Raw genomic sequence first — 17,755 nt, forward strand, 5'->3', positions numbered from 1 at the left:
GGGGGGGGGGGGGGGGGGATAATTGGAAGGGAGAAGGTGGGTGGAGGAGAGGGGGGGGGGGGGTCTTGCGTTTTCTTTTTGGGGTTTGGTGCTTCTCTCCCCCCCCCCCCCCACTAGCGCAACGCGGCACGCCGCTGCGCAACGTCGGCGGCGCATCCGACTACGGCGCCAGGACCGCGAACCATCAATGCGTGTGCTCGGCCGCGTGCAAATCGCCCATGCCGGCCGCCTCCGCCTGCAAGGTCACATGGTCGATGCCGTGGCGCTCCAGCAGCATCGCCTTTACCGCCCGCAGCACCCGCGGCCACTCGCGCAGGTCGGCGATTTCCAGATGGCCGATCAGCGCCGGCTGGCCCGGCGACATATCCCACACGTGCAAATCATGTACCGACAGTACGCCGTCGACTTGGGCGAGGTCGGCGCCGACGGCCAGGTAATCGATCTGCCGCGGCACGCCCTCCATCAGGAAATGGTAGGACTCGCGCAGCACGCCGACGGTCGATTTCAGGATCAGCAGCGAGACGAAAATCGACAGCAGCGGATCGATCCGCATCCAGCCGGTGAGGTAGATCACGGCGCCGGCGGCCAGCGCCGCCAGCGAACCGAGCAAGTCGCCCATCACGTGCACCAGCGCCGCGCGGGTGTTCAAGCTGTCCTTGTCCTTCGACAGCACCCATGCCACGACCAGATTGATTGCCAGGCCGATCGCCGCCACCACCACCACCATGCCGCCCTGCACCGGCTGCGGCGCGGCGAAACGCTGCACCGCCTCGTAGGCAATCCACAACACCACCGCCAACATCGCCAGGCCGTTGACGAAGGCGGCCAGCGCCTCGGCGCGGCCGAAGCCGAACGAATGCTTGGCCGACGGCGGACGCTTGGCGATGACCTGGGCCAGCAAGGCCAGGCCTAGCGCGGCGGCGTCGGTGACCATGTGGCCGGCGTCCGAAATCAGCGCCAGAGAATGGGAGAGGAAGCCGGCAAGCACCTCGACGCCGGCGAACGCCAAGGTCAGGCCAAGCGCCCAGGCGAGGATCTTCTGGCTGCGGTTCTCGAAAAAATGCGCGTGCTTGGCGTCGCCGGCAAGGTGGGCGTGCAAATGGGCCGAAGAGGGATTTTTTGCGGGCATCGGTGATTTCAAAGTTAATAAGGGTAACGCCAGTGTAAAGGAAGTGTGGCGCGGGCGTGTACGTCAACCGCCGGCGCCAGTCAAGCGACGCCCGCGCGTTGCGGCAGGCTTGCGGTTTTTGATTGCGCGCCCGAGGGCGATAGGCGTTTCGATCGTGCTGCTTTGACGTGCAAGTGAGTAGTCTCAATGCCTCGACGCGGTTATATCCGAAAAACTCAGCTATAAAATGAACGCCTTGGTGGCAATGATGAATTCGCTTGAGAAGGATCAATAAAGCCGCGCGCCGGCATCGATTAATATGCGGCGTGGCGCTATTGTTTGAAAGTCCAACGTGCCTATTTCATTTAAATAAACGCGCATCGGCAAGGAATTTATTCTGGTGGCTAATTGCGGAAGTAATCATTTTGGGTAGGCCGTTTTCGGACAAGCCGCGAAAACTACTGCGCGCGCTAGGGAATTTTTTTGGACAACCTCTGGAAATAAACCATAAAAGGAAAATATGTCAGCCATCAAACGATCCAACGCAGGTACGCAACATTCCAAGCAGGTTATTGGTTATATAACACAGTATGACGGTTGGAAGGATGTCGCCGGCCTGGTGCCAAAAGGCGGGTATAATCAATTGAACGTGGATTTTAGTAAATACACCATGTTGAATTTCTCCTTCTTTGGCCTGGCGAAGGATGGCACCCTGCATAGCGGTGATCATCGCAACCAACAAATCCATCTGGCCGGGCAGGTGCAAGAACCGAATGAGTTGATTCACAGCGATATTTATAGCAGCTTTGATATGCATATTCTGCATGGTGAACTATTGGTGATTTCCTGGATTCAGGACAATAGCTACGAATATCAGCAGGGTTATCGTAACGAAGCAGGCGGCTGGAAAAACATCAATACGCAAGCAAGCGGCGCGTTTCCGCTGCTACTGCCCAAGCCGGACGGGCGGCCCGGTTTGCTGGCAAAGGTCCACGCCGAAGGTACGAAGGTGATGGCCTCATTGGGCGGCTGGAGCATGTCCAAGCACTTTTGCGAGGTGGCGGCCGATCCGGCCATGCGCGGCACCCTTGTCCGCGAGTGCTCCAAGCTGATCGAAATGGGCTTCGACGGCATCGATTTCGACTGGGAGTACCCTAATGCCAAGGGAATGAATATCGAGCATTATTCCGAGGCTGATTACGGAAATTTTGCCATCATGATGGAGGAGGTGCGTGCGAAAATCGGCCGCGATAAACTGATCACGGCGGCCATGTCCGCTTCTCCCGTATACTTGGAAGGATTTGATTGGGCGAGATTGCAGGCCAGCATGGACTATTTTAATATCATGAGCTACGATATCAACGGCGGCTGGTCGGATATCGCAGGGCATAATACGCCGTTGTTCAATTATCCCGGCTCGGAAAGCCCAGTGTCCCTCGATAGCACGACCAATTTCCTGATCGGAAAGGGCGTGGCCGCGGAGAGAATCAACCTGGGCGCGGCATTTTACGGCCGCGGCGTGATCACGGAAAATGTGGGCGCGCTGAATGCCCCAACCGTCAAGAAAGATGTGTCGGTCAACCCGGACGGGCCAATTCTCAGTTGCGGCGACTTCGATAACTGGCCCTTGGGTATATGGGACGGCACCCCGCTGTATAGCGCCATTTTGCAAAAAACCGGCGGCGGCGGTGCCGACGGCTGGCAATACCATTGGGACGAGAATGCGATGGTGCCGTATCTGACCAAGGGAAAATATTTTCTCAGTTTCGACAACGAGCGCTCGATCAGGTTGAAGGCAGACTATATTAAGGAGAAAGGGCTGGCCGGCGTCATTATCTGGACTACCTACGGGGATCTGCTGGGCATGACAAATGAGGTCGAAAACGTCGGCCTCATGCTCAAACATTGCCCGCAGACGAGCTCGCCACTGGTGGACGCCATCAACGAGGTATTTGCCGGCGTTAAAGCCGGCAAATAGGTAAGTCGGGCGCCGCGTTAGCGATCGCCGCGCGGAGAATGGTTGGGGGTGAGTTACGATGGCCGGGCGCTTGTTGCCCGGCCATTTTGCCATCTGGCGCTTTTCCCCCATCCCGACCCCAGAGTGTTGCGTGCGGCGGCGGGCTTTGGTTTCACAATGTAAGTGAGGTTGACGCCGGTGTTGGCGAGGGCAATGATGTCGTTGGGCGGCTTGCCGCGTTGTCCGCCAGGCCACCAGTATAATGTTGCCGTTTTCGCTCGTCTCTTCTGCTTCGATTCCAAGGATTTCATGTTGTCTATACCGCGTGTCTGGTCCCTTCTTTTGTTGCTTGGGCCTGTGTTGGGCCGCGCCGCCGTACTGGAAAATTCCGCCTGGCGCGTAGAGGTGGAGCCGGCCACGCTGGCGCTGCGGGTGCAGCCGGCGGGCGCTGTGCCGGTCGCGCTGTCGGACGGCGCCGGCAAGCATGCGGTCAGTGTGTTGCAGCAAAGCGCCACGCGCTTGCAGTGGCAGTGGGACGCCGGCGCCTATCGCTTCGAGCTGGAGTTGAAGGACCGCGATCTGCTGGTGGCGATCCACGCCAAGAGCGCCGGCGAGCTGGTGTTTCTGCGCCAGTCCGCCGCCGCCGCCGGCCGCGGCTTGATCATGCCGCTGGCGGAGGGCCATTATGTGCCGGCCGGCGACAAGGTCTGGCAGAAGTTCTTGCTCGACTTGGGCGAGTTCAATACCGCGCAGGATCTGAGTTTGCCGCTGTGGGGCGTGGACCACGGCGCCTTCTCGCTGTCGTGGTTGATGACGAATCCCTTTAATAACAAGGTCAAGGTGGCGCGCGACGGCGACGGCGTCAGTTTCGCGCTCAGCCACGAATTCGTCAGTCTGGCGCCGGCCGCGCCGATGACGCTGATCCTGCACTTGAACGGTCCCGACGCGCTGGCCGGGGCCAGGCGCTACCGCGACTGGCTGGTGGCGGAAGGCAAGTTCGAGACGCTCAAGGAGAAGGTCGGCCGTTCGCCCGAGGGCGCCAGGCTGTTCGGCGCCGCGCACGTGTATTTGTGGGGCGGCGGCTTGCTGGCGCCGGCCGATGTGCGCGACTGGCCGGCTTTCCTCGCCGTGCTGCGCGGCGACGCCGCGCTGGCCGTGCGTCTGCGCGCCAATGTCGGGCGCGACGGCGCCGAGGCGCTGGCCGAGGCGCGCGGCTTGCCGGAGCGGGCGCAACAGCGCGCGCTGCTCGACGCCGTCAACGGCGCCCTGAACGCGCTGGCGCGCGACAGCTGGCAAACCGCCGCCCCCGACGCCGAGGTGCTGGCCGGGCGCTACGGCGAGTTGCGCGCCGAGGTGGCGCGCACCTTCGCGCGCACGCTGACAGCCGACCCCGGCGCGTGGGGCGGCGGGGTGTCGGTGGCAACCATGAAAAAACTCCGCAAGGCCGGCCTGCCGCGCCTGTGGATCGGCCTGGGCGAAGGCTGGGAGGGTGGTTTGTGGCATCCGGAGGCGGTCGCCGCCGGCGTCGAGGCCGGCTATCTGGTCGCGCCCTACGATTCCTACGAGACGGCGCTAAAGCCGGGCAGCAATCCCGACTGGGCCACCGCGCACCTGGGCGAGAAGGTGTACCGCGATTGCGCGATCGTGCTCAAGAGCGGTTTGTTCCGAGCCGGTTTCCAGAAATCGGGCCGCTACACCGATTCGAACTGCGTGCGCCCGGTGTTGCAGGCGCGCGTCAAGGCGGTCGCGGCGAAGGCCGGCTTCAACAGCTGGTTCCTGGACGCCTATGCGAGCGGCATGGTGTTCGACAGTTACCGCGCCGAGGCGCCAATGACGCAGGCGCAGAACGCCGCCGGCAATATGGAGGCGTCGCGCTGGATCTCGGATACGCTGAAGATGCCGGCCGGTTCGGAGGACGGCCACGGCCCGGCCGCGCAGGGCATCCTGTTCGCCCACGGCGTGCAGACCCCGGTGATCGGCTGGGGCGACAAGGATATGCAAAAGGATAAGAATTCGCCGCACTTCCTCGGCAGCTGGTTCCCCGCCTCGCAGCCGACGGTGTTTTTCAAACAGGTGCCCTTGAAGGAGTCGCTGAGGGCGATCCACTTCAATCCGGCCACGCGCCTGCCGCTCTACCAGGCGGTGTTCCACGGCTCCGTGGTCAGCAGCCACCACTGGCTGTTCGACAGTTTGAAGTTCGGCAACGTGCGCGGCGACAACGAGCTGACGCAGTTGTTGTACAACGTGCCGCCGCTGTACCATTTGAGCGGCGACACGCTGGACCAGCGCTTGCCGCTGATCAAGCGCCAGGACGCCTTCTTCCGTCCCTTGCACCAGCGCCTGGCGGGCGAACAGATGACGGCGTTCAGCGCGATGTCGCCGGACCGCCTGCTGCAGGAAGCCCGTTACAGCGACGGCACCCGACTGATCGCCAACTTTGGCGACAAGGACCTGGTGGTGGATGGCCGGCGTTTAGCCAAGCGCAGCGTGACGGCGATCAACAGCGATGGCTACAGCAGCGTGTACGTCGTGGCGGCCGAGTAATGCCTGCTTTGCGAACACTTTTCATTCATGTCAAAGTTTCCTGCAATCAGCCCTTGTATTTGCCGCCTACCCTTCCTATAATGCTGGTCTTCGGGCGGTTAGTTCAGCTGGTTAGAATACTTGGTCGACATCCAAGGGGTCGGGGATTCGAATTCCTCACCGCCCACCAGGACAAAGTAGGGCCACGCCGCGCGGCAGGTTGGCGCGGCAGGCAACGAAGTTGCTTGTTGTAAGTTGTTGTTTCTAGTAGCATTTGCGGGCGGTTAGTTCAGCTGGTTAGAATACTTGGTCGACATCCAAGGGGTCGGGGATTCGAATTCCTCACCGCCCACCAGAACAGTGTAGTAAGATAGCGATCGTAGTTTTACGCCGCGAACGACTGGCAGCAGTTGTGGTTTTAAAAAAAGTTTTTCGGGCGGTTAGTTCAGCTGGTTAGAATACTTGGTCGACATCCAAGGGGTCGGGGATTCGAATTCCTCACCGCCCACCAGAATATATGTAAGAGCTAGAAAGGCGAATCGGTTATGACACCGCGAACTACTACCAGGATTTGGGAGTGACGCTAGTCGACTGGATTTTCTTTGCTTGCTAAAAGGAGAAAAACGCGGCTAGTCCGCGTTTTTTTTCGTCCGCGTTTTCGTTGCGCATCCCATTCGAATTCCATTTCAATATTTCAGCTGTTTTTACCCGGAGATCAATATGCTTACAGTCCGACTTCCCGATGGTTCCGCGCGTCAGTTCGACGGTCCGGTGACCGTGGCCCAGGTGGCCGTCAATATCGGTACTGGCCTGGCGAAGGCCGCGCTGGCCGGCAAGGTTGACGGCAAGCTGGTCGACACCTCCTTCTTGATTGAAAAGGACGCCGACGTGGCCATCGTCACGGACAAGGACGCCGACGCGCTGGAAGTGATTCGCCACTCGACCGCCCACTTGCTGGCCTACGCCGTCAAGGAATTGTTCCCGGACGCGCAAGTGACGATCGGCCCGGTGATTGAAAACGGCTTCTATTACGACTTCGCCTACAAGCGTCCGTTTACGCCGGAAGATCTGGTCGTCATCGAAAAGAAAATGGCCGAGCTGGCCAAGAAAGACGAGCCGGTGGTTCGCACGGTGCTGGGGCGCGACGAGGCCGTGGCCTACTTCAAGGGTATCGGCGAGAACTACAAGGCCGAGATCATCGGCTCGATTCCGGCCGACCAGGAAGTGTCGCTGTACGCCGAAGGCAAGTTCACCGACTTGTGCCGCGGCCCGCACGTGCCGTCGACCGGCAAGCTGAAGGTGTTCAAGCTGATGAAGCTGGCCGGCGCCTACTGGCGCGGCGACTCCAAGAATGAAATGCTGCAGCGCGTGTATGGCACCGCCTGGGTAAAGAAGGAAGACCAGGAACAATACCTGTTCATGCTGGAGGAGGCCGAGAAGCGCGACCACCGCAAGCTGGGCAAGCAACTCGATTTCTTCCACTTCCAGGACGAGGCGCCGGGCCTGGTGTTCTGGCATCCGAAGGGTTGGTCGATCTGGCAGCAGGTCGAGCAATACATGCGCAACATTTACCAGATCAACGGCTACCAGGAAGTGAAGGCGCCGCAGATCCTCGACCGCAGCCTGTGGGAAAAAACCGGCCACTGGGACAATTACCGCGAAAACATGTTCGTCACCGAGTCGGAAAACCGCTCGTACGCGCTGAAGCCGATGAATTGCCCGGGCCATGTACAGATTTTCAATAGCAATATGCGCAGCTACCGCGACCTGCCTTTGCGTTACGGCGAGTTCGGCCAGTGCCACCGCAACGAGCCGTCCGGCGCGCTGCACGGCATCATGCGGGTGCGCGGCTTCACCCAGGACGACGGCCACATCTTCTGTACCGACGAGCAGATCGCCGGCGAGGTCGCGGCCTTCCACCAGCAGGCGATGGAGGTCTACACGGCGTTCGGCTTCCATAACATCGAAGTCAAGCTGGCGCTGCGCCCGGACAGCCGTATCGGCACCGAGGAGAGTTGGGACGCGGCCGAGGAGGCGCTGCGTTCGGCGCTGCGCAGCTGCGGCGTCACCTGGACCGAGTTGCCGGGCGAGGGCGCGTTCTACGGTCCGAAAATCGAATACCATCTGAAGGATAGCCTGGGGCGCGCCTGGCAGGTCGGCACGATGCAGATCGACCCGTCGATGCCGGGCCGCCTGGGCGCCGAATACGTCGCCGTCGACAACACCCGCAAGGTGCCGGTCATGCTGCACCGGGCCATCGTCGGCTCGATGGAACGTTTCATCGGCATCTTGATCGAAAACTACGCCGGCGCCTTGCCGATGTGGCTGGCGCCGGTGCAGGTGGCGGTACTGAACATCTCGGACGCGCAGGCTGAGTATGCGCAGAATTTAGCGACAGAATTGCGCAAAAAGGGCTTCCGCGTGCACGCTGATTTGCGTAACGAGAAGATTACCTATAAAATACGCGAACATTCCGTACAAAAACTGCCTTACATCCTTGTAATCGGCGACAAAGAACGGGATGCCAACACCGTGGCCGTGCGGGCGCGGGGCAATGTCGATCTGGGCGTCATGTCCATCGACGCCCTGGTTGAACGACTCCAACTGGACGTCGCCAACAAAGCCTGACGAGGAGACTCGCAGCACTGCCGTTTTACAAGATTTTTAAAGGAAATTACAATAGCTACTGACAAGTCGCATCGCATCAATGGCGAAATCACTGCCCCTGAAATGCGTTTAAGTGGGGTCGATAACGAGGCACTCGGTATCGTGACTTTGGCCGAAGCCTTCCGCCTGGCGGAAGAGGCAAACGTCGACCTGGTGGAAATTGCGCCTACCGCGCAGCCGCCGGTGTGTCGTTTGATGGACTACGGCAAATTCAAGTATTCGGAGCAGAAGAAGGCTCACGAAGCGAAATTGAAGCAGAAAATCATCCTCGTGAAGGAAGTCAAATTCCGTCCGGGCACCGATGATGGCGACTACAATATCAAGCTGCGTAACCTCATCAAGTTCCTCGATGAAGGCGACAAAACCAAAATCACGCTGCGTTTCCGCGGTCGTGAGATGGCGCACCAGGATATCGGTTTCCGTATGCTCGAGCGTTTGAAGGCCGATCTGGAGCCGTACGGCCAGGTCGAGCAGTTTCCGAAGATGGAAGGGCGCCAGATGATCATGGTCCTTTCGCCGAAGAAAAAGAAATAAACCACTGTAAACCGAGGCGGTCTCGCGCCAGCATTGGCGCGGCGCCGGGGTTTCAGGTATCATTTGCCGCGGCCGTCCAGCAATGGGCGGTTGCAGCGAACTGTAGTGGACTCGCATCCGCTGCACGACATGTGAAAGCAGGCATCTAAGCGCGACGTATCGTTGCCACCTGCAATCCTGTCATATATGGAGCTGTCCATAAAAGGACAGATAGTTATGCCTAAGATGAAAACCAAAAGCTCCGCGAAAAAACGTTTTCGCGTGCGTCCGGGTGGAACCGTTAAATGTGGCCATGCGTTCAAACGCCACATCTTGACCAAAAAGACCACCAAAGTAAAACGCCAGTTGCGCGGTATTACCAATGTCGCAGCGGCTGACGTCAAGTCCGTCATGCGCATGATGCCATCAGCTTAATCTCACACTCAATTTAAGGAGTTACTATGCCTAGAGTAAAACGTGGGGTTACAGCTCGTGCCCGTCATAAAAAAATCCTTAACATGGCCAAGGGTTACCGCGGTCGTCGCAGCAAGGTTTACCGTGTTGCCAAGCAAGCAGTCATGCGCGCTGGCCAATACGCTTACCGCGACCGTCGTAACAAGAAGCGCGTTTTCCGCCGCCTGTGGATCGCTCGTATCAACGCCGCTTCCCGTGAGCATGGCGTAACGTACAGCGTCTTCATGAACGGCTTGAAAAAAGCATCTATCGAACTGGACCGTAAAGTCCTGGCCGATATGGCTGTGATGGACAAGCCGGCGTTCGCCGCGATTGTCAATGCAGTCAAAGCAAAAATCGCCGCTGCTTAATCAGCGTCGATGTTGCCAGCGCCACCCCAGGGTGGCGTAAAAAGAGCGGGGCAGGGGTGCATAACCTTATGCCCCGTTTTTGATTGTTGGGCCAGCTATTTGCTCCGGTGCCCAGGAATTGTTTTCCAAGACAGGAAAAGCCGCATGAACCCCCTAGAACAACTCGTCGTCTCGGCCCAGGCTGACTTTATCGCCGCCGCGGACGCTGCCGCACTTGAAAACGCCAAAGCCAAGTACCTTGGCAAGACCGGCCAAATTACCGAATTGATGAAGGGCCTGGGCAAGCTCGACCCGGAAGCGCGCAAGGCGCAGGGCGCGACGATCAACGCCGCCAAGGTGCGCATCGAAGACGCGCTGACGGCCCGGCGCGACGCGCTGGCCGACGCCCAGATGCAGCAACGCCTGAACGGCGAAGCGATCGACGTGTCGCTGCCCGGCCGCGGCCGCGCCATGGGCGGCATCCACCCGGTGATGCGCAGCTGGGAGCGGATCGAGGAAATCTTCCGCTCGATCGGCTTCGACGTCGCCGACGGCCCCGAGATTGAAAACGACTGGACCAATTTCACGGCGCTGAACAGCCCGGAAAACCATCCGGCCCGCTCGATGCAGGACACCTTCTACATCGACGGCCAGGACAGCGAAGGCAAGAACCTGTTGCTGCGCACCCATACCAGCCCGATGCAAGTGCGCTACGCGCGCACGCACACGCCGCCGATCAAGGTGATCGCGCCCGGCCGCACCTACCGCGTCGACAGCGACGCCACCCATTCGCCGATGTTCCACCAGGTCGAAGGCCTGTGGATCGCCGAGGACATCAGCTTCGCCGACCTGAAGGGCGTGTATCTGAACTTCGTCAAGGCCTTCTTCGAGACCGACGACCTGCAGGTGCGTTTCCGCCCGTCTTACTTCCCGTTCACGGAACCGTCGGCCGAGATCGACATCGCCTTCGGCAGCGGTCCCTTGAAGGGCCGCTGGCTGGAAGTGTCGGGCGCCGGCCAGGTGCATCCCAGTGTGGTGAAGAACTTCGGCCTCGATCCCGAGCGCTTCATCGGCTTCGCCTTCGGCTCCGGCATCGAACGCCTGACCATGCTGCGCTACGGCATCAACGACCTGCGCCTGTTCTACGAGGGCGATTTGCGTTTCTTGAAGCAGTTTAATTAAACACCGCTTCACATTCTGTGCGTTCGAGCGCCTCGCTGCGCGCTCGCGCTTTGACTATTCTTTGCGGCTGAAGGCTTGATTATGCAATTTTCCGAAAACTGGCTCCGTACCATGGTCGATCCGAAGATGACTTCGGATGAACTGGCCCATTTGCTGACCATGTCCGGTCTCGAAGTCGAGGCCGTCGAGGCGGTCGCGCCGCCGTTCTCCAACGTCGTCGTCGGCCTGGTGCGCGAGATGAACAAGCATCCGAACGCGGACCGTCTGAACGTCTGCCAAGTCGACGTCGGCACCGGCACCTTGCTCAACATCGTCTGCGGCGCGCCCAACGTGCGCCCGGGCCTGAAGGTGGTGTGCGCGATGGCCGGCGCGATCCTGCCGCCGGGCGCCGACGGCAAGCCGTTTGAAATCAAGGTCGGCGAGCTGCGCGGCGTCGAGTCGCAGGGCATGTTGTGCTCGGCGCGCGAACTCAAGCTGTCGGAAGAAAACGCCGGTTTGCTGGAGCTGCCCGACGACGCCCCGGTCGGCCAGAACTTCCGCGACTACTACGCCCTGAACGACCTGAAATTCACCATCAAGCTGACGCCGAACAAGGCCGACTGCCTGTCGGTGCTGGGCGTGGCGCGCGAAGTGTCGGCGCTGACCGGCACCCCGCTGCACCAGCCGCAATACCGCAGCGTCGCCGTCAACAGCGCCGAAGTGCTGCCGGTGACGGTCAGCGCGCCGGACCTGTGCGGGCGCTTCTCCGGGCGCGTGATCCGCAACCTCAACGCCAAGGCCGCCACCCCGGACTGGATCAAGCAGCGCCTCGAGCGCAGCGGCCAGCGCCCGGTCTCGGCCCTGGTCGACATTTCCAACTATGTGATGCTGGAGCTGGGCCGTCCCAGCCACGTGTTCGACCTGGCGAAAATCCACGGCGGCTTGAACGTGCGCTGGGGCAAGCCGGGCGAATCGTTGAAGCTGTTGAACGGCAACACCGTCGCCATCGACGAGTGGATCGGCGTTATTTCGGACGAGCGCGACATCGAATCGCTGGCCGGCATCATGGGCGGCGACGCCACCGCCGTTTCCGACGACACCGACAGCATCTACCTGGAAGCGGCGTTCTGGTGGCCCAACGCCATCCAGGGCCGGGCGCGCCGCTTCAACTTTTCGACCGACGCGGCGCACCGCTTCGAGCGTGGCGTCGACTTCGCCACCACGGTCGAGCACATCGAGCGCATCACCTCGCTGATCGTCGAAATCTGCGGCACCCAGCACACCCAGGTCGGCCCGGTCGACGACCACGTCGTCAACCTGCCGCGGCGCGCGCCGGTGGCGCTGCGCACCGCGCGCGCCCAGAAGGTCATCGGCGTACCCTTGAGCGACGCCGTGATCGCCGACATCTTCACCCGCCTGGCGCTGCCGTTCACACTGGCCGAGGGCGTGTTCCACGTGACGGCGCCGTCCTACCGTTTCGACATCGAGATCGAGGAAGACTTGATCGAGGAAGTGGCGCGCGTGTACGGCTTCGAGAACATCCCGGCGCTGCCGCCGGTGGCCGCCAACAAGATGCAGATCGCGCCGGAAAACAGCCGCTCGCTGTTCGCCGTGCGCCACCAGCTGGCCGACCTGGGTTTCCAGGAAGTGGTCAACATGAGCTTTGTCGACGCCGCCTGGGAGCGCGATTTCTCCAACAACAGCGCGCCGATCAAGCTGCAAAACCCGATCGCCAGCCAGATGAGCGTGATGCGTTCCTCGCTGATCGGCAGCCTGGTCGCCAACGTGCGTTATAACCTGAACCGCAAGCTCGGGCGCGTGCGCGTGTTCGAGGTCGGCGCCGTCTTCCAGCGCAACGCGGCGGTCGCCGACGGCGCGCTCAGCGTGGCCGGCTACGAGCAGCCGAAACGGGTGGCGGCGATGGCCTACGGCCCGGTGGCCGACGAGCAGTGGGGCCAGGCCGCCCGCGGCGTCGACTTCTTCGACGTCAAGTCCGACCTGGAAGCGCTGTTCGCGCCGCAGGCGTTGCGCTTCGTCAAGGCCGAACACCCGGCGCTGCACCCGGGCCGTTCGGCCAACATTGAAATCGACGGCAAGCTGGTCGGCTTCATCGGCGAATTGCACCCGCGCTGGATGCAAAAATATGACCTGCCGCAAGCTCCGGTGCTGTTCGAGGTCGATGCAGTTGCGTTGCAGCAACGTTCCGTGCCAAAATACGCGGAGATTTCCAAGTTCCCGGGCGCCAGCCGCGACCTGGCGCTGGTGGTCAAGCAGGACGTGCCGGCGCAGGATTTGCTCGACGCTTTTGGCGCGGAAATTGCCGTCAACGCGCCGGCGAAGATTGTGCAAGCCATTGTTTTATTTGATGAATATCGTGGCAAGGGGCTGGAGTCGGACGAAAAAAGCCTTGCTTTCCGCTTTAGCTTGCAAGATACTCAAAACACCTTGCAAGACGATGTCGTCGACGCCGTTATGACGGCGTTGACGGCGGCGGCGGTGCAACAGCACAACGCGAAATTGCGTTCGTAATCATCAGCGGGAGCCGGCCAGCGCCGGCGCCGTACGCATATAGAAGGCAGGGCTGGAAAATTAATAACAACGACGTTGATTCCGCCGTACTCCAATCCGCATTGGCTGCCGATTTGCACCGGGCAATGCTGGTGGCGAAGGTGCGCCAGGAAGCGGAAAAAGATTTACCGACCTTGACCAAGGCCGAACTGGCCGAACTGTTGTTCGAGCAGGTCGGCTTGAACAAGCGCGAAGCGAAGGACATGGTCGAAACCTTTTTCGACGAAATCCGCAACGCGCTGGAACGCGGCGAGGCCGTCAAGCTGTCCGGCTTCGGCAACTTCCAGTTGCGCGACAAGCCGCAGCGACCGGGCCGCAACCCGAAAACCGGCGAGGAAATTCCAATCACGGCGCGCCGTGTGGTGACTTTCCACGCCAGCCAGAAGTTGAAGGGCATGGTCGAAGAAACCAATCCGCTGGCGCGCGCCGCCTGAGTGAGCCTTGATGAACGAGCGCATCAGTAAATCCGAGCTTATCGTGTTGCCGCCGATCCCGGCGAAGCGCTATTTCACGATAGGCGAAGTGAGCGAACTGTGTGGCGTCAAACCCCACGTGCTGCGCTACTGGGAGCAGGAATTCACCCAGTTGAAGCCGGTCAAGCGGCGCGGCAACCGGCGTTACTACCAGCACCACGAAGTACTGTTGATACGGCGCATACGCGAATTGCTGTATGAGCAGGGTTTTACCATCAGCGGCGCGCGCAACAAGCTTGACACCCGCATGCTCGACGGCGCCGAAGCGCACGGCCACGGGGCCGTCGCCGCCGTCGCCGCAGTGCAGCGGCAACAGCTCGACCGCAATATGATACGCAGTGAGCTAATTGAAATTCTCAACTTGCTAAAGTGAGATCCGCTCCCATATATGGAGAGGCGCTACCCCGCCTCTTTTTTTTGTCGGGGCGGCGCGCGCCACCGGGCGAACCGCGATTGCCGCGACAAACATAAGGTTATAATGCCAATATTGTATTTTTTAACAAACAATGCCTACGCTGAGCCGGGACGGCGTTCAAGGACCGGTCTTTTTTCCCATGCCAGGAAAATTTAAGGGGAAACAATGATACGCGTTGCCATTTGTGATGACCACCAAATAGTAAGAGCAGGATTCAAACAGATTTTTTCGTCCTCGGACGATTTTAGCGTGGTGGCGGAAGCCGGTACGGGACGCGAGGCCCTCGATATCGCCCGCCGCGAGATATGCGACGTGTTGCTGCTGGACATAGCCATGCCGGACCAAAGCGGCATCGACACGCTGCGTACGATCCGCCAGGGCCAGCCCGACTTGCCCGTGCTGATCCTCAGCGGCTATCCGGCGCAGCAGTACGCGCTGAACCTGTTCAAAATGGGCGCCAACGGCTATCTGAACAAGGAATGCGAGGCCGACGAGCTGATGACGGCGGTGCGCACGGTGCACCAGGGCCGGCGCTATGTCAGTTCGACCGTGGGCGAGTTGCTGGCGCAGTCCTTCGACCGCGACCCGAACACGGCGCTGCACACCGAACTGTCGGACCGCGAATTCCAGGTTTTCCTGCGCCTGGCGCGCGGCGCGACCGTGTCCGATATCGGCGTGGCGCTGTCGCTGAGCATTAAGACCGTCAGTACCTACCGCACCCGCATTATGGAAAAGATGGGCTTGCAGTCGAACAGCGACCTGACTTACTATGCAATGAAGAACAACCTGCTCGACTGATGCGGCGCGCCGGCGCCGGGCGGCTTTTCGGCGCGGGGGGTGTGCCAGGCGACGCCGGGCGCGGCGTTGGTGCCCGCGCACGCTTGAATCCTTGCAATGCAGCAATTTAATTCGCGGTCTATAATTGGCAGGCCCGGCGCTGCCGACGCTGAACTTTGCTAAGGATGCCCATCAGGATGTATTTCACTGTCGATCAGGCGCCGCACCATCGCCTGCCTCTCTATAAGACTGTGCTGTGCGTGACCTGCGCGCTGCTGTTGATCGTTAACGGCTTTAGTCTCTACCATAATTTACAGGCCCTCAAGGGTTCCAACTTCCTGCTCAGCCGCAGCGCCCGCGTTGCCGACCGCTTGCAATACCTGAACGTGCTGGTGTTGGATGCGGAAAGTAGTTTGCGCGGTTATTTCATTTCCGAATCCGAAACTTTCCTGGGACCGTCCAAGACCGCCGCCGCCGAGGTCGAGAGCGAATTCGCCGAGCTCGAAACGCTGCTCGCCGACAGTCCCTCGCAATTAAAGAACCTGGCCCAGTTGCGCTCGCTTGTAAGACGCAAACTGTCGATTCTGAACGAGTCGGTCGGCGTCTACAAACAGGGCGGGCTGGAGGATATCGTCAAGATCGCCAAGGTCAGCGACGGCCGCGCCGCGATGGACGAAATCCGTTTGCTGGTGGTGATCATGGTGCAGGAGCAAAACGAAATCCTGGCCGCGCGCAGCGCCAGCTTTTACCAGGATTACCAGAAGGCGGTGATGCTGGGGATCGGCATCAATGTGCTGGCCATCCTGGTGCTGGTGATGTTCTACCAACTGGTGCGGCGCAGTTTCAAGACCCGCGCCGCGGTCGAGTTCGCGCTGAAGAACGCCAACGACACGTTGGAGTCGACCGTGGTCAAGCGCACCGAGCAGTTGTCGGTGTTGTCGCGTCACTTGATTAGCGTCAGCGAGGAGGAAAAAGCCCGGCTGGCGCGCGAGTTGCATGACGAGTTGGGCGCCAACTTGACGGCGATCAGCATGGATTTGGGCGCGGTGACGCAGCAATTGCTCAAGACCGAGCCGGAACTGGCCGCGCAATTGCGCCGCGCCAAGGCAACCTTGCTGGAGACGGTGGAGCTGAAGCGGCGCATCGTCGAGGACTTGCGCCCGAGCTTGCTGGATAACCTGGGCCTGTGCGCGGCGATTGAAAGCTATTGCGAAGAGTTTACGCGCATGAGCAAGGTCAAGTGCGATACCGAGATCGAGGTTGACATCGACCAGAGCGAAGCGACCCTGCGCATCGCCTTGTTCCGCATCGTGCAAGAGTCGCTCACCAATATCACCAAATACGCCAAGGCGGGCAATGTCAGCGTGACGCTGAAACGGGTCGAGCAGGGTTTGACGCTGCGCATTATCGACGACGGCATCGGCATCGCCGACGAGGCGTTGGTGAAGCCGATGTCGCATGGTTTGCTGGGCATGCGCGAGCGCGCATTGTTGCTGGGCGGGACCTTGACGATACGCCGCGGCCGCGGCGAGCGCGGCACCTGCATCGAGGCGGCGATTCCGCTGCCGGTGGCGGGCGCCGCCGCGCAGGGCGGGCCGCTCGGCCATGTTGAACTCACGGAAATTGCCGAAGAATCCAGCCGGCTGGCGTAAGCGCCGGTTTCTGGTCTGCTGGCGTCGGTGGTAAAACTAACTGGCGTCGGCGGCGGCGCGGCGTCGGATTACGCTCTGCTCCTCCGACCTTGCGAACCTTCATACCATCAGCAGCGCGTGACGTCGACCAGCAGGCGGTCGTATTCGGTCTTGGCGACCTTGTAGCATTCGCCCGCGTAGCGTTCCAGGCCGTGGCGGTCGAGCACGGTAATGTTGCCGCGGCGGTAGTGGATCAAGCCTTCGTCCTGCAGCTTGCCGGCGGCGGCGGTGATGCTTTCGCGGCGCACGCCCAGCATGATTGAAATCAATTCCTGCGTCACTTTCAATTCGTTCGACGGCGAGCGGTCCAGGCGGTCCAGCAGCCAGCGGCACAGCTTTTGCTCGATCGAGCTGTGGCGCCCGCCGACTGCGTTCTGCGCCATCTGGGCGAACAGCGCGTTGGTATAGCGCATCAGCAACTGGGGCAGCGCGCCGCCCTGGTTGAAGGCGTCGCGCAAGTAGCGCGTCTTCAGACGGTAGCCGTAACCGGCGCTTTGCACCACGGCGCCGCACATGGCACGCTCGCCCGGCAGCAGCGACGCGCCGGCGACGCCTTCATGGCCAACCACGGCGATTTCCGTGGTGGCGCCGTCTTCCATGACGTACAGCAGCGAGACGATGGCGGTGGTGGGGAAATAGGCGTAGTCGAGCGTGCTGCCGTAGTCGAACAGTTCTTTGCCGAATGGCATCTCGACCAGTTCCAAGTGTTCGAACAGCGATTCCAGCGCGTCGCGCGGCAAGGCGGCCAGCAATTCATTTTGCTGGGTGCCGCTGTAACTGACGACCGGACGGGAGGCAACTTTGAAAGCGCGTGAGCCGGTTGGAATCGCGTGGTTCAGCGAACGGGCCTTGGGAGCGGAAGCGCTAAGTTGAGTGTCGTTCATTGGTATGTCCTCACAGGCTTAATTCGATACATCAGAATGCGATCCGCCCACCTGGCCGCTGGGGCCGGGCGCGGGCGGCCTGCCGGCCGACCCTGCGCAGAGGGCAGATCTCGATGTAACTACTGTAAAGCCTTATGTAGGCCGCGAACATAAGATTAGCAGTCGCTTCCGTGTAGGCTCATAGCATAAATTTTTGTCAGCCTAGTCCTACTTCC

The 17,755-nt window shown here is 60.7% G+C and carries 14 protein-coding genes and 3 tRNA genes; 15 read left to right on the forward strand and 2 right to left on the reverse strand.

Annotated features, from left to right (window positions below; genetic code table 11):
* Window positions 1–184 precede the first annotated feature (184 nt).
* The gene (locus ACFDR9_RS11205) at window positions 185–1,129 is read right to left on the reverse strand and encodes a cation diffusion facilitator family transporter (RefSeq protein WP_409031051.1); all 945 of its coding nucleotides are present in this window, start codon (window positions 1,127–1,129) and stop codon (window positions 185–187) included.
* Window positions 1,130–1,628: 499 nt separating this feature from the next.
* On the opposite strand from ACFDR9_RS11205, the gene ACFDR9_RS11210 reads away from it, so the two are divergent.
* The 15 genes from ACFDR9_RS11210 to ACFDR9_RS11280 all read left to right on the forward strand — a co-directional run bounded on the left by ACFDR9_RS11210 (window position 1,629) and on the right by ACFDR9_RS11280 (window position 16,617).
* A complete protein-coding gene (locus ACFDR9_RS11210; protein ID WP_409031052.1) occupies window positions 1,629–3,086 on the forward strand; it encodes a glycoside hydrolase family 18 protein in 1,458 nt (485 codons plus the stop codon).
* A gap of 384 nt (window positions 3,087–3,470) precedes the next feature.
* The gene (locus ACFDR9_RS11215; RefSeq protein ID WP_409031053.1) at window positions 3,471–5,609 is read left to right on the forward strand and encodes a glycoside hydrolase; all 2,139 of its coding nucleotides are present in this window, start codon (window positions 3,471–3,473) and stop codon (window positions 5,607–5,609) included.
* Between the two features lie 92 nt (window positions 5,610–5,701).
* Window positions 5,702–5,778: transfer RNA gene (locus ACFDR9_RS11220), tRNA-Val, on the forward strand.
* 88 nt (window positions 5,779–5,866) lie between these two features.
* Window positions 5,867–5,943: transfer RNA gene (locus tag ACFDR9_RS11225), tRNA-Val, on the forward strand.
* Between the two features lie 79 nt (window positions 5,944–6,022).
* Window positions 6,023–6,099: transfer RNA gene (locus tag ACFDR9_RS11230), tRNA-Val, on the forward strand.
* A gap of 209 nt (window positions 6,100–6,308) precedes the next feature.
* Window positions 6,309–8,216, forward strand: coding sequence for a threonine--tRNA ligase (gene thrS, locus ACFDR9_RS11235; protein WP_409031054.1), 1,908 nt, complete (start codon window positions 6,309–6,311; stop codon window positions 8,214–8,216).
* 45 nt (window positions 8,217–8,261) lie between these two features.
* A complete protein-coding gene (gene infC, locus ACFDR9_RS11240; protein ID WP_409031070.1) occupies window positions 8,262–8,789 on the forward strand; it encodes a translation initiation factor IF-3 in 528 nt (175 codons plus the stop codon).
* A gap of 216 nt (window positions 8,790–9,005) precedes the next feature.
* Complete coding sequence (rpmI, locus tag ACFDR9_RS11245; RefSeq protein ID WP_081611980.1) at window positions 9,006–9,203, forward strand: 50S ribosomal protein L35; 198 nt, start codon at window positions 9,006–9,008, stop codon at window positions 9,201–9,203.
* A 26-nt stretch (window positions 9,204–9,229) separates the two neighbouring features.
* Window positions 9,230–9,592, forward strand: coding sequence for a 50S ribosomal protein L20 (gene rplT / locus ACFDR9_RS11250; RefSeq protein ID WP_026132485.1), 363 nt, complete (start codon window positions 9,230–9,232; stop codon window positions 9,590–9,592).
* A gap of 144 nt (window positions 9,593–9,736) precedes the next feature.
* The gene (gene pheS, locus ACFDR9_RS11255) at window positions 9,737–10,753 is read left to right on the forward strand and encodes a phenylalanine--tRNA ligase subunit alpha (protein ID WP_017875096.1); all 1,017 of its coding nucleotides are present in this window, start codon (window positions 9,737–9,739) and stop codon (window positions 10,751–10,753) included.
* Between the two features lie 81 nt (window positions 10,754–10,834).
* Window positions 10,835–13,261 (forward strand): phenylalanine--tRNA ligase subunit beta, encoded by a 2,427-nt coding sequence (gene pheT, locus ACFDR9_RS11260; RefSeq protein WP_409031055.1) that lies wholly within the window; start codon window positions 10,835–10,837, stop codon window positions 13,259–13,261.
* 125 nt (window positions 13,262–13,386) lie between these two features.
* Window positions 13,387–13,734: an integration host factor subunit alpha gene (locus ACFDR9_RS11265; RefSeq protein WP_017875098.1), complete on the forward strand. Its 348-nt coding sequence runs from the start codon at window positions 13,387–13,389 to the stop codon at window positions 13,732–13,734.
* A 10-nt stretch (window positions 13,735–13,744) separates the two neighbouring features.
* The gene (locus ACFDR9_RS11270) at window positions 13,745–14,146 is read left to right on the forward strand and encodes a MerR family transcriptional regulator (protein WP_017875099.1); all 402 of its coding nucleotides are present in this window, start codon (window positions 13,745–13,747) and stop codon (window positions 14,144–14,146) included.
* A 207-nt stretch (window positions 14,147–14,353) separates the two neighbouring features.
* Window positions 14,354–14,986 (forward strand): response regulator transcription factor, encoded by a 633-nt coding sequence (locus ACFDR9_RS11275; protein WP_026132487.1) that lies wholly within the window; start codon window positions 14,354–14,356, stop codon window positions 14,984–14,986.
* Between the two features lie 176 nt (window positions 14,987–15,162).
* Window positions 15,163–16,617 carry a CHASE3 domain-containing protein gene (locus ACFDR9_RS11280; protein WP_017875101.1) on the forward strand — a complete coding sequence of 485 codons (1,455 nt, stop codon included), beginning with the start codon at window positions 15,163–15,165 and terminating at the stop codon, window positions 16,615–16,617.
* A 107-nt stretch (window positions 16,618–16,724) separates the two neighbouring features.
* Here the strand turns inward: ACFDR9_RS11280 and ACFDR9_RS11285 are convergent, their stop codons facing one another.
* Entirely contained in the window at window positions 16,725–17,540 is an 816-nt protein-coding gene (locus ACFDR9_RS11285; protein ID WP_026132488.1) for a Crp/Fnr family transcriptional regulator, read from the reverse strand.
* Window positions 17,541–17,755 lie beyond the last annotated feature (215 nt).

The sequence above is a fragment of the Janthinobacterium sp. CG_23.3 genome (assembly GCF_046115965.1).
Lineage (GTDB): Bacteria > Pseudomonadota > Gammaproteobacteria > Burkholderiales > Burkholderiaceae_D > Janthinobacterium.